Origin of the sequence: Pseudomonas sp. 22515, from assembly GCF_052044625.1 — a bacterium.
In the GTDB taxonomy this organism is placed as follows: domain Bacteria; phylum Pseudomonadota; class Gammaproteobacteria; order Pseudomonadales; family Pseudomonadaceae; genus Aquipseudomonas; species Aquipseudomonas alloputida.
Genome location: NZ_JBQENN010000010.1, coordinates 127,934 through 150,032, shown reverse-complemented (window position 1 = coordinate 150,032; position 22,099 = coordinate 127,934). Strand labels below are relative to the sequence as shown.

General features: G+C 56.8%; 21 protein-coding genes. 4 read left to right on the top strand and 17 right to left on the bottom strand.

Going from position 1 to position 22,099, the window contains the following annotated elements; genetic code table 11:
• Positions 1-526: 526 nt before the first annotated feature.
• The 4 genes from ACTJJN_RS11935 to mobH form a co-directional block, all read right to left on the bottom strand.
• Entirely contained in the window at positions 527-1,732 is a 1,206-nt protein-coding gene (locus ACTJJN_RS11935) for a 5'-methylthioadenosine/S-adenosylhomocysteine nucleosidase family protein (protein WP_102690009.1), read from the bottom strand.
• Positions 1,722-2,201, bottom strand: coding sequence for a response regulator (locus ACTJJN_RS11930; protein ID WP_102690008.1), 480 nt, complete (start codon positions 2,199-2,201; stop codon positions 1,722-1,724). Before ACTJJN_RS11930 ends, ACTJJN_RS11935 begins: the two co-directional genes overlap by 11 nt.
• Positions 2,185-5,523: a hypothetical protein gene (locus ACTJJN_RS11925; protein WP_146024555.1), complete on the bottom strand. Its 3,339-nt coding sequence runs from the start codon at positions 5,521-5,523 to the stop codon at positions 2,185-2,187. The genes ACTJJN_RS11930 and ACTJJN_RS11925 overlap by 17 nt, the downstream gene beginning before the upstream one ends.
• 149 nt (positions 5,524-5,672) lie before the next feature.
• A complete protein-coding gene (gene mobH / locus ACTJJN_RS11920) occupies positions 5,673-7,391 on the bottom strand; it encodes a MobH family relaxase (RefSeq protein ID WP_102690006.1) in 1,719 nt (572 codons plus the stop codon).
• Between the two features lie 221 nt (positions 7,392-7,612).
• On the opposite strand from mobH, the gene ACTJJN_RS11915 reads away from it, so the two are divergent.
• Entirely contained in the window at positions 7,613-7,807 is a 195-nt protein-coding gene (locus ACTJJN_RS11915; RefSeq protein WP_102690005.1) for a DUF7740 domain-containing protein, read from the top strand.
• A 127-nt stretch (positions 7,808-7,934) separates the two neighbouring features.
• Positions 7,935-8,300, top strand: a complete 366-nt coding sequence (locus ACTJJN_RS11910; RefSeq protein ID WP_102690004.1) for a histone-like nucleoid-structuring protein, MvaT/MvaU family — start codon at positions 7,935-7,937, stop codon at positions 8,298-8,300.
• Positions 8,301-8,385: 85 nt separating this feature from the next.
• Here ACTJJN_RS11910 and ACTJJN_RS11905 read toward each other — a convergent pair whose 3' ends face one another.
• From ACTJJN_RS11905 to ACTJJN_RS11895, 3 genes are all read right to left on the bottom strand, one after another.
• Positions 8,386-9,324, bottom strand: a complete 939-nt coding sequence (locus ACTJJN_RS11905; RefSeq protein WP_102690003.1) for an ArdC family protein — start codon at positions 9,322-9,324, stop codon at positions 8,386-8,388.
• 85 nt (positions 9,325-9,409) lie between these two features.
• On the bottom strand, positions 9,410-9,724 hold the full coding sequence (locus tag ACTJJN_RS11900) for a hypothetical protein (RefSeq protein WP_102690011.1): 315 nt from the start codon (positions 9,722-9,724) through the stop codon (positions 9,410-9,412).
• 308 nt (positions 9,725-10,032) lie between these two features.
• Positions 10,033-10,398 (bottom strand): DUF3085 domain-containing protein, encoded by a 366-nt coding sequence (locus ACTJJN_RS11895; RefSeq protein WP_102690002.1) that lies wholly within the window; start codon positions 10,396-10,398, stop codon positions 10,033-10,035.
• A gap of 544 nt (positions 10,399-10,942) precedes the next feature.
• On the opposite strand from ACTJJN_RS11895, the gene ACTJJN_RS11890 reads away from it, so the two are divergent.
• The gene (locus ACTJJN_RS11890) at positions 10,943-11,224 is read left to right on the top strand and encodes a hypothetical protein (RefSeq protein ID WP_256596974.1); all 282 of its coding nucleotides are present in this window, start codon (positions 10,943-10,945) and stop codon (positions 11,222-11,224) included.
• A 4-nt stretch (positions 11,225-11,228) separates the two neighbouring features.
• Here ACTJJN_RS11890 and ACTJJN_RS11885 read toward each other — a convergent pair whose 3' ends face one another.
• The 4 genes from ACTJJN_RS11885 to ACTJJN_RS11870 are packed head-to-tail and all read right to left on the bottom strand — an operon-like array spanning position 11,229 to position 15,411.
• Positions 11,229-12,767 carry a conjugal transfer protein TraG N-terminal domain-containing protein gene (locus ACTJJN_RS11885; protein WP_102690000.1) on the bottom strand — a complete coding sequence of 513 codons (1,539 nt, stop codon included), beginning with the start codon at positions 12,765-12,767 and terminating at the stop codon, positions 11,229-11,231.
• 9 nt (positions 12,768-12,776) lie between these two features.
• Positions 12,777-13,082 (bottom strand): hypothetical protein, encoded by a 306-nt coding sequence (locus ACTJJN_RS11880; protein ID WP_102689999.1) that lies wholly within the window; start codon positions 13,080-13,082, stop codon positions 12,777-12,779.
• Positions 13,079-14,434, bottom strand: a complete 1,356-nt coding sequence (locus ACTJJN_RS11875) for an integrating conjugative element protein (RefSeq protein WP_102689998.1) — start codon at positions 14,432-14,434, stop codon at positions 13,079-13,081. Before ACTJJN_RS11875 ends, ACTJJN_RS11880 begins: the two co-directional genes overlap by 4 nt.
• Complete coding sequence (locus ACTJJN_RS11870; RefSeq protein ID WP_102689997.1) at positions 14,434-15,411, bottom strand: TIGR03756 family integrating conjugative element protein; 978 nt, start codon at positions 15,409-15,411, stop codon at positions 14,434-14,436. The genes ACTJJN_RS11875 and ACTJJN_RS11870 overlap by 1 nt, the downstream gene beginning before the upstream one ends.
• Here ACTJJN_RS11870 and ACTJJN_RS11865 point away from each other — a divergent pair.
• The gene (locus ACTJJN_RS11865) at positions 15,410-15,538 is read left to right on the top strand and encodes a hypothetical protein (RefSeq protein WP_256127447.1); all 129 of its coding nucleotides are present in this window, start codon (positions 15,410-15,412) and stop codon (positions 15,536-15,538) included. The genes ACTJJN_RS11870 and ACTJJN_RS11865 overlap by 2 nt on opposite strands.
• 94 nt (positions 15,539-15,632) lie before the next feature.
• On the opposite strand, the gene ACTJJN_RS11860 is transcribed toward ACTJJN_RS11865, so the two are convergent.
• The 6 genes from ACTJJN_RS11860 to ACTJJN_RS11835 are packed head-to-tail and all read right to left on the bottom strand — an operon-like array spanning position 15,633 to position 22,096.
• Complete coding sequence (locus tag ACTJJN_RS11860) at positions 15,633-18,374, bottom strand: conjugative transfer ATPase (RefSeq protein WP_102689996.1); 2,742 nt, start codon at positions 18,372-18,374, stop codon at positions 15,633-15,635.
• Positions 18,374-18,793 (bottom strand): TIGR03751 family conjugal transfer lipoprotein, encoded by a 420-nt coding sequence (locus ACTJJN_RS11855; RefSeq protein WP_102689995.1) that lies wholly within the window; start codon positions 18,791-18,793, stop codon positions 18,374-18,376. The genes ACTJJN_RS11860 and ACTJJN_RS11855 overlap by 1 nt, the downstream gene beginning before the upstream one ends.
• Positions 18,756-20,264, bottom strand: a complete 1,509-nt coding sequence (locus ACTJJN_RS11850) for a TIGR03752 family integrating conjugative element protein (RefSeq protein ID WP_102689994.1) — start codon at positions 20,262-20,264, stop codon at positions 18,756-18,758. Before ACTJJN_RS11850 ends, ACTJJN_RS11855 begins: the two co-directional genes overlap by 38 nt.
• The gene (locus ACTJJN_RS11845; protein WP_207268628.1) at positions 20,254-21,060 is read right to left on the bottom strand and encodes a TIGR03749 family integrating conjugative element protein; all 807 of its coding nucleotides are present in this window, start codon (positions 21,058-21,060) and stop codon (positions 20,254-20,256) included. The genes ACTJJN_RS11850 and ACTJJN_RS11845 overlap by 11 nt, the downstream gene beginning before the upstream one ends.
• Complete coding sequence (locus ACTJJN_RS11840) at positions 21,057-21,698, bottom strand: PFL_4703 family integrating conjugative element protein (RefSeq protein WP_064492718.1); 642 nt, start codon at positions 21,696-21,698, stop codon at positions 21,057-21,059. Before ACTJJN_RS11840 ends, ACTJJN_RS11845 begins: the two co-directional genes overlap by 4 nt.
• On the bottom strand, positions 21,695-22,096 hold the full coding sequence (locus ACTJJN_RS11835; RefSeq protein WP_102689201.1) for a TIGR03750 family conjugal transfer protein: 402 nt from the start codon (positions 22,094-22,096) through the stop codon (positions 21,695-21,697). Before ACTJJN_RS11835 ends, ACTJJN_RS11840 begins: the two co-directional genes overlap by 4 nt.
• Positions 22,097-22,099: the final 3 nt, after the last annotated feature.

Genomic DNA, 22,099 nt, shown 5'->3' with positions numbered 1-22,099 from the left:
ATTTCCAGTTGCTGGAGGCCGGCATTCCGTCTGAATCGATTCACTGACATCGAGGCACTGATGCCCAGATAGGCCAAGATTTGCCGCCCGACCACCAAGCCTACACCCAGGCAATTGAGACAATGCGCCGGTACCATGAAGCTCAGGATGCTGGCGCGCCTGCAATAGAGGTGGGAAGATTACGCCTGATAGCTGAGTCTCTGTTCCAGTCAGTCACTGACTATCAAATGCGAGTTTTTGCCCGCGGGGGTTGAACCGCTCACTGATCGTCAGTTGTACCTGAAACATCCTCTGAGATGGTCGCAGCGACCCAGCGCAGACATTGTATACCAGGGCTTCTTCGCGGCCCATCGACGCATGATACCCGTTGACCTCTATCGGAAAACTACCGTCCCATGTCGATGTGTTGGATGAGGGAGAAACTAACTTGTATACGCCTTGTGGTAGGTGGTGGCTTCTCATGGAGAAGCCACTAGGTTCGGAGCTTTCCTGTCAAACGGGTCAAACACGAGCAAAGTAAAAGTCTTTATCTTTGAGCCGAACGTAGGAACTTCAGCGCAACTTCGAATCCAATAGTAGCACTTAGCTCCGCGCAATAATTCTGATAGTTGTCAGTTTTGTTTCGGTCGGCTAAATCCGATACGCATTTTATGCAGATAAATTTAGATTGAGGATCCACCGACATGTCTGCAGCAAAATATACTCCATAACATTCCATATCCACTGCAATAGCTTTGCGATGCTGCTTAACAAATATGGCATGCTTGCTAGGGTCTTCGACTACCGCACTTCCAGAAAGCATCGGTCCTACGTGTACCTTTGGTTGAGTTCCTGGGCGCTGATCTTGGCTTTTCCAGAACTGCAAAGATATATCTTCTGTTCCTCTGGCCAATGCCACGATATCCGGTGAGGCCTCTTTGTGATCCGGCGCAGAGTCAAACTCACCTGAATGTAACCATTTCCCACTTTGCCAGTCCCAACTTCTATCTGCTACAATAACATCGCCAAGGTTTACATTTCTAACTCCGCCGCATATGCCTGTCATTACGATCAATTTGGGGTAATATTTTTCCCAAAGAACTCTTGTCATAAAGGATGCAGCAATCATGCCCATTTGACTTGAGTGCGCACAGACAAACTTCCTCAACTTTCCATCAATTTCTGCCGTTCCCTCTTGTATCAGTACACCGTTGCCAAGACTCTGCTCCGGTGTCCAGCTTATAGGTAAGCCCAGTACTGCGGTTAGCTCAGGGTAACGAAGAGCAGTTATGAAGCATACATCCACCAATCTTTCTTTAGGGTGTTGTTGAGATCGGACTATATGGCTGATTAATTTTTCAAGCGAGAATCGCCATGCTGTTAGCTCTGGAGTAACTAATAAAATTTGTGTGGTGAGGTTCTTGAAAGACTCCTCATATTTACCCATGGCCTCGTTGTCTGCTGTGGTTCCAACTATACTTGTAGGAGGTAAGTACTCTTCGTCATCTAAGATTTGGCGTAAAAGTTCAATTCCCACCGATGCGCTTGGAGTGTCTCCCTCGCGATTTGGAAGTACAAGGTCGAGCAGAAGTAGGTCTATTGTTCCGGCGTGCTCGCGCAGGGCGCACCTAGTTTCATATCCGTTTTTTGCAAAGATGAGTTCTAGTCCGGAGATATCAAAGGTTGAAAGAGCGTCGGAAAGAAGCTGTGCTTTGTAGGGAGTGTCTTCAGAAATAAGTACTTTAACAGCCATTGAACTCACCGTAGATGGACAGTTTTAGTTTGTTGCGCCAGTCGCTTTTCTGGCTGGCATAAAATAGAACTGCTATTAATGTTGTTCTGAATTTTTTTAGAAGCTGGTCGGTTAAACACTCGAGGGTGGAAGCAGCGCCGTTACCGTCAGGGAACTCACTGTATTGTGTGATAATTATTGCCTTGGTTTTTTCTCTTTCACTCTGTAGGAAGCGAAGTATATCGATGCCTCCTTTTGATTGAGGTTCGCCCCCGGTTGTATCTGCATCAAAATCGTAGGTGGGGATTGACATATCTACTATGCAGAGATCAAAATTTTCTGACTCCAATAACTGCATGGCACTAGTTAGCGACTTGGCGCTTATGATGCTTTTGATCATTAGCTCTTCGCTGAGGCATTGATTAATTGCGCTAAGTTTTGGGTTGTCATCCTCTACTATCAAGATCCTGAGGTCAGTAATTGTAGACATCGTAAGCCTCGGCACGCTTGTGAAGTGGGATAAAGGCCATTACCACAAAATTGCTGCCTTCAATTTTGATATCTAATGGGAGCGGGCAAATGCCTCGATCAATCTTGTGTGACAGTCTGGCGATCTTCGGCAGTCCGGTGCCTCCCTCTGTAGCTATGTTCTCAATGACAAGTTCTTTTTGAAATCGCGCGCGAATACTCTCTAAGAACTCTGGTGTCAACTGATTCAATCGGTTTGAAGATAGAGGGTTTGAGATCGCTACAGAGAGAATGTCATTTGCGCTATTGATGCTGGACATTATATCTATGGTGTATTCCTTGTCATACAATCCTGAGTATTTCCAGCAATTTTCAAGTAGTGTGGTAAGCGCTTCAACTATGGCGGTCATCCCAATGGCTGTAAGCTTTAAATCAAGCGAGTCATTTTTCTCAACTTCAACTATTGCATTAAAACGCGGGTAGATATTTTTTGACACCTTGGTTGCAATGCTAATCGCTTCATCGAATGAAAAAACGCGATCGGTCAGATTGCTATGAGGTTGAAACCAGCCCGCAGCAACAACACATTTTTGGCATGTCAAATTCTTTATTCTTGTCAGACCCGCAACCAAGGTTCTAGAACCATCACCAATGACTTGTATTTTGTGTATGGCTTGGTCGAACATATTATAAATTTGCTGCTGGAAGTCTCCGTTGAAGTAATCGTGAAGGCTCTGCAATGAAGGTTCTAGGAGCTTCCAAAATGTTGTGAATACCACTGATACAAATGTGTTGAAGTCCAGCATCGTGCCGATTAACGGAGCCGTTCTGCTGAAGCCGGCTTGACTATTACCTATTGAGATAAATCCATGCGGATGCTTTTCGCTTTTTATACGGATCTTGTTCGCGAGAGCGTCATTAATCAGGTTAACTAGTCCAGCTGATAGCTCCAATAGTGCAGGAGTAACTATTTCTACTTTATGGTAGTGAGAAAATTCATGCATCAATCTATCAATGCTGTCGTCTAACCGCTCTCCAACAGCTAGAAAGCCTGCTTCATCTAGCGGGCCGAGTACCGTGTTTTTAATAGTCCCATGCCTAATTCTAGCGCTCAGATAGCAGTGAAGGCCGTCTAAAGGGTCGTTAAGGAATTTGTTTTCCAGGCGAGCTATGATGGTAAGCAATATTTTGTGCTCGTCCGACATGCTGCTGCCCGCTATTTCATCTAGTCGTTCTTTTGTAGGCGAGTTTGCAAACTGGAAAATTTCTTCTGCAAGATCCTCGGTGAACGTTATTGCATGTGCTTTTTTCCATGTTTCGAAATCTGGGCGAAGTTCTTTGTCTGCCCATCTTGATATTCCGGCTTCATTGACGAATATTCGTGTCTCGTCTACATGGCTTAACCCCTCCCACTGAGATTCCCGAAGAGTAATATCCATGATTTCAGCTGCATACTCTTGCTCACCTTCTGGGTGCGTTTGTACTAGCAGGCGAAGTACATCAAGGCGCTCATTCATAGCCTCGCGACTGGTCTTGAAGTTCAAGAATGTGAGGTTTTCCTCGGTCCAAACTTTGGAGAAAAGTGTAATTGCTGCCTTTTTTTCTTGTTCTGAAAGTACTGCTTTAAGAATTTCTTTGCCGCCTAGTTCCTGGTGGATGCGTTTACAGGCCATTTTACATATGTAGAGTATATCTTCGTCTTTTGATTCGAGTGTGGCGTTCGTAAAATGGGCGACAATCGCTGTCTCTGTCGGGTTGAAATGTTTGAAGTCGCCCCAGGTGTTGTCTTCGAATATAATTGCGAATGGGTATTCGAAGCTTTGTACGTGATTGTTTTCAATTGACTGATAGGCAAGAGTTAATGCGTCTTCGGTGTTATGGTTTCGGCTTAGGAGATTGAGCTTTAACTTGATTGCTTGCCTTTTCCAGAAGGGTTGTCTGCTGGATAAATGCTTGATAATGATTTCGACTTCGGTGTGGCGCCCTTCTTCAATGAAATAATAACCGAGCCATAAAGCCGAATTACATGAGATTGACTGGAATGAATCCTTGTCGACTGAGTTGTTGCGGGCATTTAAGAGTAGTTTTGCCTGCCTAACCACTTGCTCGTTGGTGTGTGAGTTCGAGATTTTCTCAATAAGTTCCCATGCGTGGTTGCATGGCAAAACAAAAAAGTCTTCAATCGCTATAGAGGAATTTAATAGCGTAATCCATGGCTGAGAGACTGATTTTTCAGGATCTTTACTGAATAGGTTTACGCTGAACCCAGAAAGACATACGCCTAGGGGGATAAATCTTAGCCCCAAACTCTCTTTTTCTAACTTTCCCAGCGCTTCAAATGCCATTGCGCCATTTTCATTGAGTTCGTAAATGAACTCAAGTGCTGATGGCACATCGGATTTGTTTGCGGAGTGGTTAATCAGTGCCTGATATGCAAGCTTTGCATTAGGTCGTGTGCTTTGACTTATAGTCGTCGGCTCACCGGTAAGCAAGAGGGAAAGCTTTTTTAATCGAGGGTCTTTGATTCCGCCAGATATCAATACCTCAATACATTTTGCTACACTTTCTTTCAGCATTCCTGGGTTGGAGGCTATTAGTGAGTGTACTGATTCTACACATGAGTTGTAGCAGTCAAATATTGATATCGAAAAATCTTGAAGTAATACGTCTCCAAGCGAGTCTTTTAAGTCGGAAATGCCTAATACATGGAATAAGTAGTGGTTTCGTATTTCTGGCTTTTCAATATATTTAGGTATTATTTCATGCCATTTCGATACAAAGTTGTCGACGGAGTACCGGTCGTCCACGCGCTCAGCGAATATGCTGGCGGCAAGTCCAATTATTCTACCGTCTGTGCTTTCTCTTATCTGCCTGGCTAGTTTTATAGTTTCTTCAGAACCATGTACCTTGTTTGTTAGATATATTACCGCCTCTAGCACCCAGAAACTCCATCCGTGAGCCTTCTGGAAGTCATGAGCCACCGCAAGCGCGGTAGCGTAATTTTCTGAAATTATCAGTTCTTGAATGGTTTCTGAAACTTCGATAAAGAGATTAAGCGCTTGAGTGTGTTTTATTAGCCAAATTGTTGCGAAGAAAAAGTCGTCGCAATAATTCTTGCCTGAAAAATGTGCGTAATATCCAACATCCTTCAGTTCTCTCTTTCCACTCCATGCGTGTTTTTTGAAGCGTTTCCCTACTTCAAAGTATACAGCTAGGAATGCTGGGTACTGGTCGGGCTTTAGTCTCTCATGATAATTTGAAGCGATCTGAATGAACGTCGAATAATCTTTCTTAGCAGCGCCATCCAGATCTTTGTAGATTATTTTTTCCAGTGCCCTAGACAAGATGCTATTCTCCCTGCGTGCAAATTTTTCTTCAGTCCGTTGTGGCAGATTGCCTCATGCTAACGAGAACATCAAGCATTCGGCTGCGTCTTTTCACGTGAGCTACGTTCAGAAACAAGCGGCACGCTATCTTCATGATTATTTTCTGTTTATGGCCAGATTTTAAGGAATTTGTTGTCCTCTGGCATCTGATCAGAAATGTAACAGCTCTCACGAAGCAAGTATCCATTAAGAGTTCCTGCTTTTCGTGGTCCTCTTACCTTGCAGATCCAAATGTTCCGGCCGTTGGGCTTTTTCACATGAACACCCAGTTTCTCAAATTCACGTTGGACGCGTTGCCATCCTTGGTTTTGAGGATCCGCTTCGGCCGACGCTGGTTGCTCAGAGACATAGCGTTGGAAAATGCCCGGCGTGACCACGAAAAAAGCACCTTCCACGGTGTGGACCTTTGCTTTGCTGTCGTTAATAACCAATCGATGACTGCGGACACCGTCGCGCAGCCACCCTAGAAATGCCAGCCCGATGGCATCCTGGGAAGGGGCAGTTGCGGACTGCAAGTTTCCAGTGCTTGATTCAGCCTCAAGCTGGCCCGGATCTTCCAACATATCCACCAAATCGTCGAGGTAGGGGAAATCCTCACCAAAGTGCGCTGCGGTCGGCCGCTCTTCATCCGCAGAAGTCTGCGGCGCATCAGTGCTCGATTCGCTGGGTTCACTGTTTGGTAGGGGATGGTCCATCATCGGTTCAACCGTGCCACGAAAGCACCGTGGCCGAGGTTCATCGGCCCAGATAAGGCTTGGCTGCAGACGAAGAAAGGTAAAGCGATGTTGCCAGTCATCGTCTGTAATGGTCGCGCTCCATACCGCTTTCCCTTCTGGTGTACCGTCCACCAATCCATGTGATTGCAGCTCATCGAACAAGGCGATATTGGAGGAGGGGATGCCATCCACGCCCTGAGCGAGCAGGTAGGCGCGCAGTTTGTCGGTGGCCGTCTTGCTTACCAGCCACAGTTCGTCCTCTGTGAGCCAACCGGCGGCGCCGGGCTGATTGAGCTTGAACTCGTTCTTGACCAGGTGTCGCAAGCCCGTGAGCAGGTGATGCTGCAGCGAGTGTTTGGGTGCCTGCAGGGCCTTGGTGGGATTGGCGCCGATGTTCTGCGCGGTGGAGACCCGGTCCGCTTGCAGCACCAGTTCGCCGAGGGTGCCGGCGTGCTCGTAATGGTTGGCGAGCAGGAAGAGCAGGTGGCCCCACAAGACCGGGTAGTGGCTGAGCCAGTCGAGCTGACGGGACGTCAAAATCTGTGTATAAAGCAGCCCGGCGGCGGCGCCGTGTAGCTTGTAATTCCGGTCGGGGTGGTAGCGGAAACGGTAGGGTTGGTTCAGTGGCCCGTGCCAAGGGCGCCACACCTCACCATTCTGATACTCCACCTGCACGTCAACGGCAATTTTGCCAATGTCATGGAGCAGGGCGCCGTAGGCAATCGCCGCGCTCCAGGCGTCCGCCTGCGCGGCCTGATCTTCCGGTGCGGCGCCGCTGGGTAGCAGGTACGACTGGCGTAACTTCAAGCTGCAGGCCACCAGTTCCAGTCCATGGTCCAGCATGCCGCCCGGATAAGCATGGTGGTGGCTTTCGCTGGCGGGGAGTTGCTGTACATAGACGGCGTAGCGGCGGATCGGATCAAGGTAGAGCTGATTGAACTGAGGTTCCGAAAGCGCCGTGTATTGCCAGATGCGCTCCAGCAGCTTTTTCCGGTGGTCGGCACACAGCAGGGATTCAGCGGGGAGCGGGAGCAAAAAACCCTCGGGCGCTAGGGCGGGTGTGGGCTCTGCGGCATTGCCTTTTTGATGTTTGAACCACCAGCGCTTCATCGCGTTACCTGCTCTGCATTAAGAAGGTCCTTTTCCTTTTCGGATAGGCCTCTTACCCTTGTGCCCCCTTACCGTTGCCGCCGTTACCCTTTAACGCCTTGGTCCTTTTCGCGAATGCGGAAATTCGAAGACTGGTGCATCGGGTTACCTGTGGGACCGGAATGGCCTGTCCTTTTCTCGGGAGGTAGAATGTCCGGCATTATTTGGGGGAAGGTAGCCTGATGACGTTGAGCGATGCCATTTTGATCGTGCTGTTGGCCGACCGGATTCATGATACCGATGCTGCCATTCGATCAGCAGCCAAGCGATGTGCGAAACAGCTGCCACGCAGTCAGCGCGATATGTTGTTCAAGATCGGCAACAGTGCTGCACCTCGTGAACTAGTAGGCCATCTTTGCCAGTTCTTGCCGGACTGATTAGTCACGTAGATATGTGCACATCTTGAGACATGAAAAGTTAGCTGAATAGCGAATTAACGCTCGGCTAGTACTTTTGCTTCAGGTAATATCGCTGCACATGCCCCAATCCTAGGAAAGATTTCACATGTCCAAACTTGCCGAATTCAAAGCGCTGGAAGCTCAACTGGCCGCTCAACTTCAACAACTGGACGCGATGAAAAACGATTCCGGCCTGAAGCAGGAAATCGAGTTCGAACAAAAGCTCAAGGCCTTGCTGGATGAGTACGGCATGAACCTGCGCCAGGTCATCACCATTCTTGACCCGTCCAAAGGCGTGAGCGTGACTACTTCCAGCGCCTCCACTGGCGCTCAGCGCAAGCCGCGTGAAGTTAAACGCTACAAGCACCCGCACAGCGGCGAGATCGTCGAAACCAAGGGCGGCAACCACAAAATCCTCAAGCAGTGGAAGCAGGAGCACGGCTCGGATGTCGTCGAGAGTTGGCTGCAGTAATCGCTTGCTCAATTGCAGCGGCCGATGCTCGCGTTGCAGGTAAAACAAAGGCCCCGGTTGGGGCCTTTCTGTTGAAGGTGAAAAGTCACGCCGTGAGCCGTTCCGCTGCCTCGGTAGCCTGATCTGGCAGCAGCGCCAACAGGTACTCGGACGCCTCTCGCGCCTGACCGCTGGCGCGGAAGATGGCCCGCTTGTCTTCCTTGAGAATTTTCAACCAGTATGCCAAGTATTCCTCATGGCGCAACTCGCCCTGGGTGCCGGTGAGGGCGCAGAGAAACGCTGCGCCCATCTCCGCGACTAACTCCTCGAAGGCGTACGCCGCAGAGCCGAATCCATGCCCGCCAGTGATGCCTTCCCGGTTGAGGCGGGCGTGGTGACCCGACCAGTGCGTCAGCTCGTGTAGGGCGGTCGCGTAGTAGCTGCCGACGTCCACGAATTGGGCTTTGGTAGGTAGTTGGATGAGATCCCGTATTGGTAGATAAAGCGCGTCATCCCCATAGCGGTGTTCGATGCTTGCGCCGCTGGCGATCAGCAGTTGCTCGGCAGGGGCATGATCGATGAACGCTGTCGAATCCATGCTCTGATTCCGTGGCTGCTCTTCGTTGGGTAGTCCCTCGGTCTGCTCAATGTTGAACAGGCAATGCGTCCGTAGCAGTGCGAACTGCACCATCTTGACGTTACCTTGCTCATCACGGACGACCTGACCGTCTTCGTCGTGTGCTTCCTTGCTCATAGGTTTGTACAGCACCGCGAGGGTCGATTGTTCACCCTTGCGCACATGCCCACCGGCTTTCCGCGCCTGGTTGTAGGTGAGCCAGCGATCCTGGCGGTACCCGCGCAGACGCGCTTCGGCCCACAGCAGTGGAATGTTGATGCCGGCGTAGGGTCGCCGGGTGATCGCGTTAATGGGGAAAGGTGCGTCAGCACTTGAGCCCGAAGTGGTCCAGGGTTTGATCCAGGGGATGACCCCTTGGCTCAGGGCACTGACAATCTTGTTGGTGACGTCCAGGTAGATATCGGACATGACGTTCTCCAGTCAAAGAAGGGGAACGCTGCCCGGCCGGGAAGGGTTCCCGGTGGGGTAGTCAGGCAGTAGCGGTGATGCATGGTTAGAGGGCGGCGATATCTACTACGATCTCGCCGGGTAGCCGGATGAGCAGAAAAGCCGGGCCCCTGTGTGGCGTGATGCGAGCCAGCTGAAGCTGCGGCAGGTGAGCAGATACTGAAGTGCCGTTGTGCCGCAAGCGGTCGAGTTGCAGCTCGATGGGGCAGTGTGAAGGACGCGGTGCCGAAGTCAGCACGCTGTTGAGCAGGTCCGCCAAGCGCAGGCCTGACTGTCCAATCGGTTCCTCGCCTGTGGCAGGTTCAATGAACTGCTGCCAAACGCCTGGGCTCAGCACCACCGCATCGGAAAAGCGCTTCATCCTGGACATTGGGACCTCCGCGTAGCTGATCCCGCGACACCTCATGTGAGGTTCGTGCGTGGACCTGCTCAATCTGAACAAGGCACTGAGCAGGGTGCGTCCATCTATTAAACCGCGCTTGGACGTGAGGTCAATCTCCGATCTACACCTCACATGGATGGCTCTATCCAGGGAGTTCCAGCGAAGACTTCCGTCCTTGGACACCTGACAAACGGCGATCTTCAAGCGACTGAAGATGGATGCGAGAGGCGCCCAGAGAGGCCCGGTTAAGGTGCCGCTCTGGGTACGCGTGGAGATCGATTCGGCGTTTAAGATTTGCCTGCCGGATCAACCTCGGCGGCCAGGTACAGGTGGGTGGAGGTGGCCTCTACCACCAACGATCCTGCAGTGCCGCGAAGGCTGGCGAGGACAGGATCATCGATGTCGAAGTACTCGGCAAAATCATCGCCGCCGAATTCTTCGCGGGCGCGATTCCACCAGGTATCGAAGTCGTCGACGTAGGGGTTGCAGCCAGTGGCATAGGCCACGCGTTTGCGGCCGCCACCGTCCGGTTTGCTTTCGCCAATCTCGGACATGAGGTAAACACCGTGGTCCTTGACCAGTATCAATCTGCAACCATTGATACCGGCCTCGGCCAACACGGCGTGAAGTTCAGTGCCTGTGAAACGCAGCATGATGAGATCCTCCAAAGAGTGCGGAGGAACGCCACCCTGTGTGGGAGAGTTCCCAGCACTGGAATGGATGTGAGTAGGGTGCAACGAAGACGCTGGTTCAGCGAACCCAGGGGATTAGAAAGCGTTCATCACCGGGGAGCGGTGACCATGCGAGCTGCCGAACGCGAATCGCATTTTGGGGTAACCATCACATCGTGACGTAGCCTCAAAGGTTATGGCTACCTGGGGTGCTGGAAAACCAGCGATTGCATAATTGGTTTACCAAGCGACCGATGTAGCGTCAATGGCGCTTTTCGGTGGATGCAATGTCCCCTATCCAATGAGCGCCACCGGCGATAACCCGCGTATTCCAAGTGATCAACGGTCATGGAATTTAGCGACGGAGGAGTAAGCTAGAGCTTGGATCCAAATTGGCGGTAGCGGCTTGGCCGCGATCGCAGTGACGGGTATAGGAGGCAACCAAATGTCGACTCCAGCTTCTGCCAGGTCCCGCCGGACCGGTCTCGGCAGGTTTCTCATTCGCACTGCGGCTGGTGCTGGTCGAATGATGCAGCGGCTCGAAACGAAAGTGCTGCACTCCAGCATATTGGCTTCAGTACCTTGCAAGTATCGGCGATTTGGCTTGCAGATTGTCAAATTGCTCCTCGTCCTTGCGGTTGCGTCAGTTGCACTGTTCCTGGCGATCGGCTTGTTGGCTCTCTGGGCCATGGCGGCACTGCCCATTACGGCATCCGGTGATGAGGAACCTGGTGTGCATCAGGTCAGTCACCCTCAACATCAACACAAGTATCCAGAGCTGTATGACGAGTACGGGTCGCTCAAGTAGAGTCTTATTTGAGTTTCTGGACACCTGCCATTAGCTGTGTGGAGCCTCTTCCTGCTTGTGTCTGAGCGGCCTCCGTTCCTCGAGTAAGAAGAGTCTGGATAGCACTTCCCACGTTATACCCCGCCCAACTCATTGCGCCGATAAAGATCATCGGTAGCAAAACAAACATTGCGCCCATGACGTACTCGATCACCTGAGCGGTGACTGTCCCATCCATGAATCCTGCTGTCGGTAACGACAACAGTGCCTGGTCTGTGGCCGACACCTGGTTGTACAGCGTTTCCAGCATGCTCGAGTCGATCCAGCGCGCGAGCTCCCACCAGAACGTCAGCATGTGCAGGGTGAACAGCGCGAATGTGATCGTCATGAGCGCCTTGAGCTGGTACGTGCTAATCAGCAGCACCAGCGGTAGGCTAATGATGGTGCCCATGATCAGAAAGGCCTGGACCATCGGCAAGGCCGCGCGTAGCGCATTCATTGCCGGGAAGTTGCTGAACGAGCCCAGCGCAAGGCCGGTGTTGGTGGCCAGGTTGTTCAGCCCTTGCGTCAACGAGCCGCCCCGGGCACTGCTGCCATAGTCCTGGAACACCTGCCCAGGCGCCATGCTCAATGACTGCTGCCGTGGGCTCACCAGTTCGCGCAGGGTGGCGTCTTCGACCTCCGTAGCGGTGCGCCCGGTCAGCCAGCCCCTGAGTTGCGACAGCAGTGAAGGATTGACCTCGGCTACCAAGCGATCGCGCAGTCCGATCGCGCCGTCGCTCCACCATTGCTTGCAGGTAGGGTAGCCAGCGCCGTTGTCGAGCTGAGGAAGGGAGGTGTCCCGGGTCTCGTCGTACGGCCAATCGACCCTGGGTACTCGCGAGCGATCGGTATCGTAGTAACCCGGTGTGTTGAGCAGGTAGGTCGAGCCAATCCAGGACGCGTCGTAGCTCTGCGATTCATCCAGCTCGGGACGATTGGTAAATAGTCGCGAGCGCGAAAAGCCGTAGCAGTCTCGAGTAAAGTCGGCGACCTCCTGTAGCAGCACCTGGTCGTTGATCCTCGAGCTGTCGATCTCCATGCGCATTGCCCGGATGTCGGGCGCGCAGGGAATCGCCGCAGTCGCTGCCGCGGTGATGCCTTTGCTCATGGCATGCACGAGAAACCACCACACCGGCACGTTTGCTGACTTCTCGCCGATGGTATTAAAGGTTGCGCCCCAGGCCGTGTCGGCAGGCTTGGCCATGGACACCCCACAGCGCTGGCTCGCCGCATCGTCGAAAGTGACGGAGGATAGGTTGAGCGGAAAGAACGGCATGCAGCCAAACAGAATGACCACGTAGCTCATCCACAGCCGGTTCTCGACGCGAGGGATCGACAGCAGACCCTTGTTGCCTTCGTCAGCACCCTGTTGGCGGGCCGATAGCCATTCCTGCAGGATGACCGCACCGAATGGGGCGGCGAACAGCCCGGTGTCCACCAGCGTATTCCAGATGCCGTTGTTGATGATCCAGGCCAGCAGCGACAGGTAGTACTCAAGGTAGCTGTTGGTGCTCATGTTCATGGCCGCACCTCACACGCGAGATAGTTCGACCAGGATGATCGAGCTGAAGCCGATCAATCCCAGGCGCTTTAGTCTTTTCTGGTCCACAGGCGCTGACCGTATGCGCAACGCTGCGGTCCACCCGGCGATGATCAGTGTGTACAGCAGGGCGCGCCACCATACGAAGTAGGTGGCAGCCGTCCCCGCCGGATTGAGCCAATCCAGTTGGGTGGCGGGCAGTTGCAGCGCCATCCAGGCAATCAGCAACATGACCAGCATGAAGCCGAGAATCAGCAGCACGTGGACGATCAGGGATCTCATAGACAACGTGATCATGGCGTACTCCTTTCCTGTTCAGCCCGGCGCACTCGGTCCGGCACCGGGTCGCGCTGATCGATGCTGCGCGAGGCGTCGGCACCGCCGGCGTGGCGATCAAGAACCAGGCTGGCGGTATTGGTGGCCAGCGACTGGCGTACCTGTAGCTCGGTTTGCAGCAGGCGGATCTCCCGTTCCAGGGTTTCGACGTTGCTGTTGAGGGCTGTGGTGGCGGGCTGCGCCGATGCCACGTTCGGCTCATGGCTGCCGGCGAACAGCGTGCGTTGCAGCAGCATCGCCTTGTAGATCACGCTGGACAGTGCGGTCTCACTGGCCAGACGCCGGGACAGCAGGTTCTGATCAGGGTCATCGCGCAGCCCCTCAATGACGCCGCGCGAGACCTGCAGCAAGGGGCTGGAGACCTTGCTGAGGTTCTCTGGGGTAGGCTGGTCGGCGTCCGAGACCATGCGCTGCAGGCCTTCCAGGTGTTCCGTGTAGGTTTCTTGGATCAGCGGCGACAGGCCTGTACCTGCGGTTACACGCAGCGTCTCGCAGTCATCGCAGGTTTCCACCTCGGTTTCACCGAGCACTCGTGTCGCCCATTCCGAGGCCTCTTCGGGGCTCGACCAGGCTTGACAGATAGCGCCATTCTGGCAAGCCGACCCGACGGCCGAGGTGTCCTCGACGGCCCGGTTGTGCAGCAGGTTGTAGCCGGCCTTGACCACATCCGAAGTCACCCGGATGGGTTGCTGTCCGTTACCACCGGCTTTCTGCCCACCGACCCAACTGACGCCGTTGTTGCCGTTGTTCGACTCGGTATCCTTCACCGCCATGACGGCATCGCCGCCGGACTGCTCGAGGTTGTGCTGCATTTCCTGATTCTGAGCCAGCGCGCCCCAGCCAGCTTGATCGACTTTGTCGGCCATTTTCGCCGCCATCGCCTGGCAGGTGAGCTTGGAACGATCAAAGTCGATGCGCCCCTGCAGCACGCCATTGCTCAGCAGCTCATACAGCCCGGGATTGGCGCGCTGGATGATCATCGCCGGCAACGACATTACTGCCTGCGTGGCGCTCTGGATGACGTTGCCCATGATCTGCTGAAAGCCCTGGGTGGCGCCGTTGAGCTGGTTCTGCAGGGTGTTCGAGAGGTTCATGTTTCCGCACATCATGTTGGCGCGCCATGACATACCGACGCCAAGGCCATTGGGACGGTAAAGCGAGGAGGGCGCTCCCGCCGCCGAACCACCGCCTATGGTGTACATCACGCGGTCGTCCAGGACCGGGGCCTGGTCACCGAGGTGGTAGCCGTTCTCTGCGGCTAAGCTCGCGGCGCACACGAGGAAGCACACCAACCCGAGCGCGAGGTTTTTCATCATTGGCCTCCATCAAAGTCGATGCTGAACAGAAACGTCTGGCCCATACGCTGGCAGCAGCGGTAGGGCCGCCACAGCGACCAGGCATAGGCACCGTCGGAGCTCTGGATCGTTGGGGTGGGGAAGATGGCGCAGGTGTTCTGGATGACCGGGACCAGCAACTGCCAGCGGTGATTGTTGACGTTGTTCTCCAACACCGGCCGCGGCGGCCAATAGCCAGGAGCCGGCATCGGCTGCAGCGGTAGATAGACATGCGGCTGGCCGACGCGGGTGATGAAGTCGCTGGCGCGCTGGGCCATCACGGCAGCCGCCTTGAAGTCATCTGGCTGCACCAGAAAACCGTGGCGCGGATACACGCTGCCCCACATGTCCCCGAGAGCCTGGTTGCCGATCTCGCGCATCCCCGGGACCATTGCCTGTGGGTAGGCGGACTCGGGGATCGCCTGGCGCCACGCCAGCGGGTCGAGCGTGCTGAGGTAGTAGGGCGCAAACGGCACGGCTCCGCTTGGGCACGCATAACCGAATGCATGCGCGAGAGCTGTGAGGGCTGCCCCGCCGGGATGGCCAATGCCGTCGACATTTTTGAAGCGGGGCAGGTTGTCGCGCTGCGGCGAGGGCGTAATCAGGTTGCCACCCCCTTGTGACGCCAGCGTCGGCGTCGACAGCGCCGACATCTCGCTCCAGGGATTGGCGCCGGTGTCGGCATAGCTCGATACCACCAGCTCGGGAATGAAGTGACGGATCTTCGGTGAGGTCCGCACCGTGCAGCCGAACGGTGTGCACAGCAGCCAGTAGCAGATTCCTACGACCCGATACTCCAGACACTGCAGCGAAGTGACGGAGGCTATGAGGGTTGGCGTAGTCAATGCCAGACACTGCTCGGCGGCCACCAGCAGAGCAGCCGCGGTGAAGGCACTGCCACGGCGAGCCTTTCTGGGTTTCGGCGCTTTGCTTCGGGTGAAGGCGGTGAGGTTCATGGGCAACGCTCGGCAGGTGGCAGCGGTGTGCATCCGTGCGCCAAGTTTCAGCATCCCGGATCCGGTGCTGGAGGAGGGCGGACAAACCGAGTCCGGGGTGATCGGTTTCGTCGGGCGCTCGATTTAGCGGCGCGAGATGAGGAAACTGCCAGGGGGGGTACAAATGTGCTCTTTCCGATTTTTACTAAGCAGAAGGGCTCGGATAGCCCTGACGGTGTCGTTCACGAGATGCCGCGCAGGCGATCAATCTCCGCCGCGACCTGCAGGGCGGCTTCCAGCTCGGACTGCTGGTGCTCTTCCATCAATCGCCAGCGCTGAGCTTTTTCCTCGGGCTCGGTCATGGCCAGGGCGAGGTAGAGGCTCGGCGGCACTGCGCGGAACAGCGTTTCCAGGTTCTTCGACAGGACCACGCCCTCGGTGTATTTGCCCGAGGCCTTACTCGCGGAGAGCAGCAAGGCTTTCTGTGCCGGCGTGAGCTTCTTGAAGCGAGCAATTTCCTCGATTTCCGCTGGCGGCATGTTCAAGCAGATCCACCACTCAATCATGTTGAGCATGGTCTGCGCCGCGTCGGGCAAGTCGGCCATGTTCTGCGTTGCCAGCCAGAACCAGGCGCCGAGCTTGCGCCACATCTTCGTGCCCTTGACCACAAAGGGGGCCAGCAGCGGATTCTTGGTGATGATGTGGCCTTCGTCGGTAACCATGATGATCGGTCGCCCCAGGTACTGATCGCGCTCGGCGATGTTGTTCACCGTGTTCATCAGGCTGATGTAGCTGATCGACATCTGCGCCTCGTAACCCTCACGGGCGTACGTGGCGAGGTCGACGATCGTCACGTCGCTCTCCGGCCAGGGTGTGCCGGGCCGGTCGAACAAGGCACCTTCGAAACCTTGGCAGAACAGGTCGATGGACTCGGCCATCTCCTGCGCGCGCTCGCGGCGTTTGTCGGGCAGATGGGTGTCGCTGGCGACCTTACGCAGGGCATCGCGGACATGCCGGGTCAGCACCTGTTGCTCAGTCGCCGCGCAGTGTCGGGCGGCATCGAGGATGCATTCGCGGACCAGACTGCGGTCTGCTCGGGTCAGGCGCGCTTCTTCCTTGGCTTCGCCGCCGGTGATCATCAGCCGCGCGGTGATCTCCAGCTCGCCCAGCACATCGCGCTGCTCGTCACTGTCCGGCGCGGCCTCATCCAGGTCTTCGGTCGACAAGCTGGCGACTTGGTCCGGATGTTCGATCAGGCGCCGGGCATGTGCGAACGGCGCCAGGCTCACATCACTGCCTGGTTTGAGCTGAACCTTGTTGACGGTTAACCCGAGGGTGGCGAAATAGTCGCCCTGCAGGCCAAAGGAGTTTCCGGCTTCGACGATGAACAGCCGCGGCCGGTAAACGGCCATGACTTGCATCAGGATTGAAACCAGAGTGGCCGACTTGCCGGCACCGGTCGGGCCAAACAGCAGCAGGTGACCATTCATTGAGCGATCGAAGCGTGATAGCGGGTCGAATGACAGCGGCGCACCGCCACGGTTGAAAAAAGTGATGCCCGGGTTGCCGGTGCCGATGCTACGTCCCCAGAGGGGCAGCAGGTTGGCGACGTGCTGAGCAAACAGCAGACGGGTGTACCAGTTGCGTGTGTCCCGCGCCGGGTTGTAGACCATCGGCAACCAGCGCAGATAGCTGTTGCACGCGGCCACTTCATCGCCCTCGCGCACCGGCTGCAGGCCGGCGCCGAGCAGGACGTTGGCAGCCTGGACCGAGCGCTGGCGCAACTGCTGTTCATCGGCGCCGCGCAAGTACAGCGCCAACGTGCCGCGGTACAGCTTGTGCTGACGACCAATCAGCGCGCGGGCTTCTTCCACGTCCTGACGGGTTTGGGTCGAAGCGAGGTTCTCGCCGATGGCTTTTCGCGCCAGGCGGTTGAGCTGCTCCTCGAGCACATCCTGGGGCGTGATCACCAAAGTCAGGCTCATGACCGCCTGTTCGGGCAATTGATCGAACAAGGCGTTCAAGGCCTCGCCCTTTCGCGTTTCGCCGGTCAGCTGGCCGATATGCGGTGGCCTGCGCAGCTTGTCGACCACCATCACGGCGTGGGGCTGCTGATCGAAGTACCACAGACCCTGCTCGCTGTCGGAGCGCGGCTCTTGGAAGAACAGCCGCTCGGCGAAATCGTGGTCGAACGGCAGCGGCAGCTCCTCGCCGTCATCCCCTTCCGGATAAAGCACACGCCGATAGAACGCGGCGGGGGATTCGTCGGTGAGGGCAGGAGCGGGGTTGAACCAACGCAGCAACCAGGCGTAGAAGTCGCGCCCGGCCAGTCGCCGAGGGCTGACCCCGCAGGCCTGCAATGAGGCCACCAAGCGATCGCAGGTCCGGCTCAACAGCTGGACTGGGTTCTGCCCATCCTCGTCGGCCTGGTCGCCGAGCCAGCGGTAGACCACCATGCGAATCCGCCGATTGCTGCCGCGCCACGGCAGGTGAGACACCACATGGTCGTCGAACAACCCGCCCGGCTTGCCGACGGCGTCGAGGTGGCGTTGCATCGACGTGAGGAAGGCCTCCGTGAACGGCGTACCTCGCGCGCGCGGCGCGATATAGCGATTCAGGCGTTCAAGGTACGGGGCGAAGTCACTGTCGTCCTGGCAGAAGAACTGCACCACCCAGGGCGCCTGGTCGAACTCGTCGAAGCTGTCCTGCAGCGCATCTTCCAGGGCGTCGCGTGCGGCCATCAGCCATTCGGGCTCGCGACCCTCCGTGCCGATCGGTTGCAGCTCGAATACGGCACCCACGGAACGGTTGTCATCGAGCATAAAGCACTGCTCATCTTCGAGGTATTCGACCCAGGGCAGGTAGTCGGCGAAGCTGGGGTTGTGCGCGTACTGGGCGGCTTCGTCGGCCAGGGTGGCGCGCCGGCGCTGTGCCGCGCGCCAGGGCTTCCAGCGGGACGGATCGCGACTGGCGTCATCAGCCATCACAGATCGTCCAGGCGCTCGCCGGGCAGCGCGTACTGGACCTTCTCGTACAACGGGAACACGGTCGAGTAGCCAGGCACCGGCGTTTGTTGGGTACCAGCCAGATGCGGGTAAACGTACATGACCAGGTCTGGATTGGGCAGGCGTGGGAACTGGGCACGGATCTCGTTGGCGGCGGTGCGCGTGTAGGCGCTCTGGGCGTTGATCAGGCGCTCGGGATCCAGCACCGGGCGACGCAGTTCGCCACGCGCCTCCTGTAGCTGTTGCTGGCTGCCCACCGAGCCACTGCCGTTCCAAATGTCCAACATGGTGTGATCGCCGTGGGGCAGCATTTCCTCCTTGCTGGTGGAGCAGCCGGCCAGATGCAGGCCGAGCAGCAAGCTAATCCAGATCCAGTACCGAGACGGATGGGCTTTCATGGTTCACTCTCCGGCCTTTGGGTTCGTAGTCGATGCTGATTTCGTGGTCCAGGTGCAGGGCCACTTTGGCCCCAGGCGGTACGTAGATCGCGGCGAAGGCTTCGCCGTAGAGCTTGTTGACCCATTCACGGATATCGCCAATGCCACCGCTGATCACCGAGTTCACCGCGCTGTTACCGCTGTTCTGGGACAGGCCCAGACTGCCGCTGGCCGAATTGATGAACGAGGTGTTGGTATGCTCGCTGCCCAAGGCCGCGGCGAAGCCGGCGCCGGCCGCAGTGATCAAGCTCTGGCTGCCCAGGTACTGCTGGGCGTTGGAGCGGCGTTCGCCGGAAATGCAGGGGATGCCGTAAGGGTCGGAGATGTAGCCCAGGCCGCCGCGGATCTTCTCGGTGTCCGAGGTCTGCGTACTGCTGCGATTACGGCTGACGACCTTCTGCGGCTGCGGCACCGTGCGGACAGTACCGTCGCTGAAGACGAAAGTGATCGACTCGACCTGGCCGCGCACGCAGGACAACGTCCAGTCACCGGCGGCGGTGCCGCTCATGACCGCGCCGACTACGTCCGGCAGGTCAATGCCGTTGGCGGTGAGGTTGTCCGGTCCCACCAGCACTTTGAACGGATAGGGATCGTTCACCGTGCCGTCCACCGGCACCCGGCCAATCAGGGCGGTCATCGCGATCGAGCCCATCAGCGTCGAATTCTCGGGGATGGTATAGACGGGGCGGGCACCTTCGGTACGGTCCTGGGCGCTCTCCAGGTCACGTTCGCCTTTGGCGACGGCACGCAAGCGGTCCTGGCCACGGTCGATTGCATTGTCGTCCAGACCCCGCAGATCCTTGAACTTTGAGGTCAACGACGACAGCGGTCCGTCGGCTTTGCCGGTATCCACTTGCCCGGCGCGTGCATTCGACGGTTCGATCCACTGCACCGCATCTGCCGGCGGTTGAGCTCCTGCGAATTGCTGCTCGTCGCCCGGTTCAAGACCGAAGCCTGCGGGAACATCTGACTTCGCGGCTGGCTTGCCCGTGAGCTGATCCTTGAGCCTGGAGAGCAGCCCCTGGGTCTCGCGGTGTTGCTGCTCAGCTCTCTGCCGAGCATCGTTGGCCTGCTGGCGCTGCTCAGTGACTTGTTGGGTGACGCTGCTCAGCGTGCTCTGGATGCGTGTGTCGATGTTGCCTTCGCGGGTACGCAGCCGGTTGTTCTCGGTTTGCAGGGCATCGTTGCCTTTCTTCAGCGTCTGCATCTCACTGCGCATCGCCTTGACCTGGCCGATCAACGTGGCCACGGTGTCGCGCGGAGTGTCGCCGGCGATGCCCAAGGCTTTGGCCTGTTCCGCGCTGAGTGAGGCGTTTTCCGGATCGTGAGTGGGCTGGCCATCTGGAACGGCCATCCAGGACTTGATGATGATCAGCACGATGCCCAGTAGGACTACGGGCACCAACCATTTCAGCAGGCCGTTAGCTTTCATGATCTACAGCCTCCGGTTTTGGCGGAGGCAACAGCAGCGCATGCTTCAAGTCACCGCCACGGGTGACGAGATACGCCACGGTAGTGTCTTCAGGCGTCCCGGCGAGACCGAGGTCGGCGTGCTGGAATGTCGCGGCGTACAGCGTGGCCTGCAGGTGTCGCGGGTCCAGCGCCACCTTGCCAGGACCGCGATTCACGATCTTCACCGCGGTCACCCAGTAGTCGCCCAGCCGCCAGGCCGCGAGGGCCTTGATCGAAACCCGTTCGGTGGGCAGCAAGGTGCTGAACGCGGTGGAGTCGCTCAGCGGCACCCGCCGCACACCGGGTAGCGGTGCCACGGTACGCAGGGGCGCATAAAGGTTCTGCGCCGCATAGCGGGTGAGCACCACCGGTACCGGGGTCTCTGCAAGTGACGTGTCCTTCGCAGCTTCCACGTCCGGTGCCTGAGCCTGGGCCACGATCTTGACCGGTTCCAGTGCCTCGCTGCCCTCGAGCGCCTCGATGTCGATCAGGATGATGTCGCCTGATTTCACCGACTGCAGTTGCAACCGGGTAGGGGGAAGGGTGTCAGCGGCGCGCAGATACACCGTACCGCCGACGGACTGCACACGCAGCTTTCCGGCGATCGCATTGGGCAGGCCGACGCGCACATCCTCATCCAGCATCAGGACGCGCTCCTGGCCCACCGTAAGTGGAACGGCCAGCGGCAGGCGATCCCAGTATTTGACCTCGACCGCACCGACTGCAGAACACCAGCCTGCGGCTATCGCCAGCATCATGATCAAGACACGCATCATCCTGCACCTCCAGGTAGCGTCAGCTTTTGCGGTGTGCCTTCGTAGCAGTCCAGGGCCAGGCCCCACTTGTTGTGCTCGGGGTCGACGTCGAAGCGCACCACACGCAGGGGATAGCGCACGACCACACGCTTCACCGGCTCGGCGGCGTAGTACTCGTCGGCATTGAGGTCAAGCTTGACCAGCCAGCTGTGCTTATCCAACTGCTTCACTCGCAGGTCGGGGTCGTCGCTGTAGCCGCGGCCCAGCACCTCGTATACGCCGCGCACCCGACCGCGCAGTTCGCCTGCAGCCTTGCGGTACTCGAAGTCACCGTCGAAGAAAGTCTTGCACGCCGGGGTAAGGTAGGGTTGCAGGGCAAAGATGGCGCGGTGATAGTCGACTTCGCCGTCGGTGGGCCAGCGGTTGAGCTGGCCGAAGATGTACAGCGCGAAGGCATAGATGTTTTCCGGGGGTACATCCCACCATTTGCGTGTGCTGCCGGAGCGCAGGTCGGGCGGCACGTGAATGGTCAGCTCGGAGGGCGAGGACTGCCAGCCGTACCACAGCCCGCAGCACAGCAGTGCCAGGATCGAAACGGCCAGACGCAGGCTGAAGATATGCGCCTGCTGCGCATCCACCTTGTTGCGGAAGCGGCTCATGGCGTCGACCTCGCATGTCGACGCGTGCGGCGCACTGTCCAAGGCCCCGAGTGCAGGATCAAGTGATGAGTGCCGACACCCCAGTGCACTGCCAGGTGCCACTGTAGGCGTCGGTATAGCCAGGTTTCGGGGCGGGCGCGTTTGAGCCTTCGCATCAACTTGCCGCCGCCCAGCAACACCAGCGCCATGCAGATGAACATGCAAGTGGGGAGGGTGGCGATGGAGGCGGTGGCCACCGCCAGCGGTGCACCGAGAATTGCACCCAGCCCGGCACCGACAACTAGGGCGACCCACATCTCGTCGTTGGTGAGCCCACGGAGAACGGCCGGGTCACGATTGAGGCGCTCCGGGAGGAAGGTCAGAGTGCCGTCAGGCAGGGTGGCAGGGACGTCGGACATGGT

Bases quoted from the DNA above. Each gene is read 5' to 3' on its own strand.
- ACTJJN_RS11935 (WP_102690009.1), bottom strand. From the start codon at position 1,732: ATGGCTGTTAAAGTACTTATTTCTGAAGACACTCCCTACAAAGCACAG.
- ACTJJN_RS11930 (WP_102690008.1), bottom strand. From the start codon at position 2,201: ATGTCTACAATTACTGACCTCAGGATCTTGATAGTAGAGGATGACAAC.
- mobH (WP_102690006.1), bottom strand. From the start codon at position 7,391: ATGAAGCGCTGGTGGTTCAAACATCAAAAAGGCAATGCCGCAGAGCCC.
- ACTJJN_RS11915 (WP_102690005.1), top strand. From the start codon at position 7,613: ATGACGTTGAGCGATGCCATTTTGATCGTGCTGTTGGCCGACCGGATT.
- ACTJJN_RS11910 (WP_102690004.1), top strand. From the start codon at position 7,935: ATGTCCAAACTTGCCGAATTCAAAGCGCTGGAAGCTCAACTGGCCGCT.
- ACTJJN_RS11905 (WP_102690003.1), bottom strand. From the start codon at position 9,324: ATGTCCGATATCTACCTGGACGTCACCAACAAGATTGTCAGTGCCCTG.
- ACTJJN_RS11900 (WP_102690011.1), bottom strand. From the start codon at position 9,724: ATGAAGCGCTTTTCCGATGCGGTGGTGCTGAGCCCAGGCGTTTGGCAG.
- ACTJJN_RS11895 (WP_102690002.1), bottom strand. From the start codon at position 10,398: ATGCTGCGTTTCACAGGCACTGAACTTCACGCCGTGTTGGCCGAGGCC.
- ACTJJN_RS11890 (WP_256596974.1), top strand. From the start codon at position 10,943: ATGATGCAGCGGCTCGAAACGAAAGTGCTGCACTCCAGCATATTGGCT.
- ACTJJN_RS11885 (WP_102690000.1), bottom strand. From the start codon at position 12,767: ATGAACATGAGCACCAACAGCTACCTTGAGTACTACCTGTCGCTGCTG.
- ACTJJN_RS11880 (WP_102689999.1), bottom strand. From the start codon at position 13,082: ATGATCACGTTGTCTATGAGATCCCTGATCGTCCACGTGCTGCTGATT.
- ACTJJN_RS11875 (WP_102689998.1), bottom strand. From the start codon at position 14,434: ATGAAAAACCTCGCGCTCGGGTTGGTGTGCTTCCTCGTGTGCGCCGCG.
- ACTJJN_RS11865 (WP_256127447.1), top strand. From the start codon at position 15,410: ATGGGCAACGCTCGGCAGGTGGCAGCGGTGTGCATCCGTGCGCCAAGT.
- ACTJJN_RS11870 (WP_102689997.1), bottom strand. From the start codon at position 15,411: ATGAACCTCACCGCCTTCACCCGAAGCAAAGCGCCGAAACCCAGAAAG.
- ACTJJN_RS11860 (WP_102689996.1), bottom strand. From the start codon at position 18,374: ATGGCTGATGACGCCAGTCGCGATCCGTCCCGCTGGAAGCCCTGGCGC.
- ACTJJN_RS11855 (WP_102689995.1), bottom strand. From the start codon at position 18,793: ATGAAAGCCCATCCGTCTCGGTACTGGATCTGGATTAGCTTGCTGCTC.
- ACTJJN_RS11850 (WP_102689994.1), bottom strand. From the start codon at position 20,264: ATGAAAGCTAACGGCCTGCTGAAATGGTTGGTGCCCGTAGTCCTACTG.
- ACTJJN_RS11845 (WP_207268628.1), bottom strand. From the start codon at position 21,060: ATGATGCGTGTCTTGATCATGATGCTGGCGATAGCCGCAGGCTGGTGT.
- ACTJJN_RS11840 (WP_064492718.1), bottom strand. From the start codon at position 21,698: ATGAGCCGCTTCCGCAACAAGGTGGATGCGCAGCAGGCGCATATCTTC.
- ACTJJN_RS11835 (WP_102689201.1), bottom strand. From the start codon at position 22,096: ATGTCCGACGTCCCTGCCACCCTGCCTGACGGCACTCTGACCTTCCTC.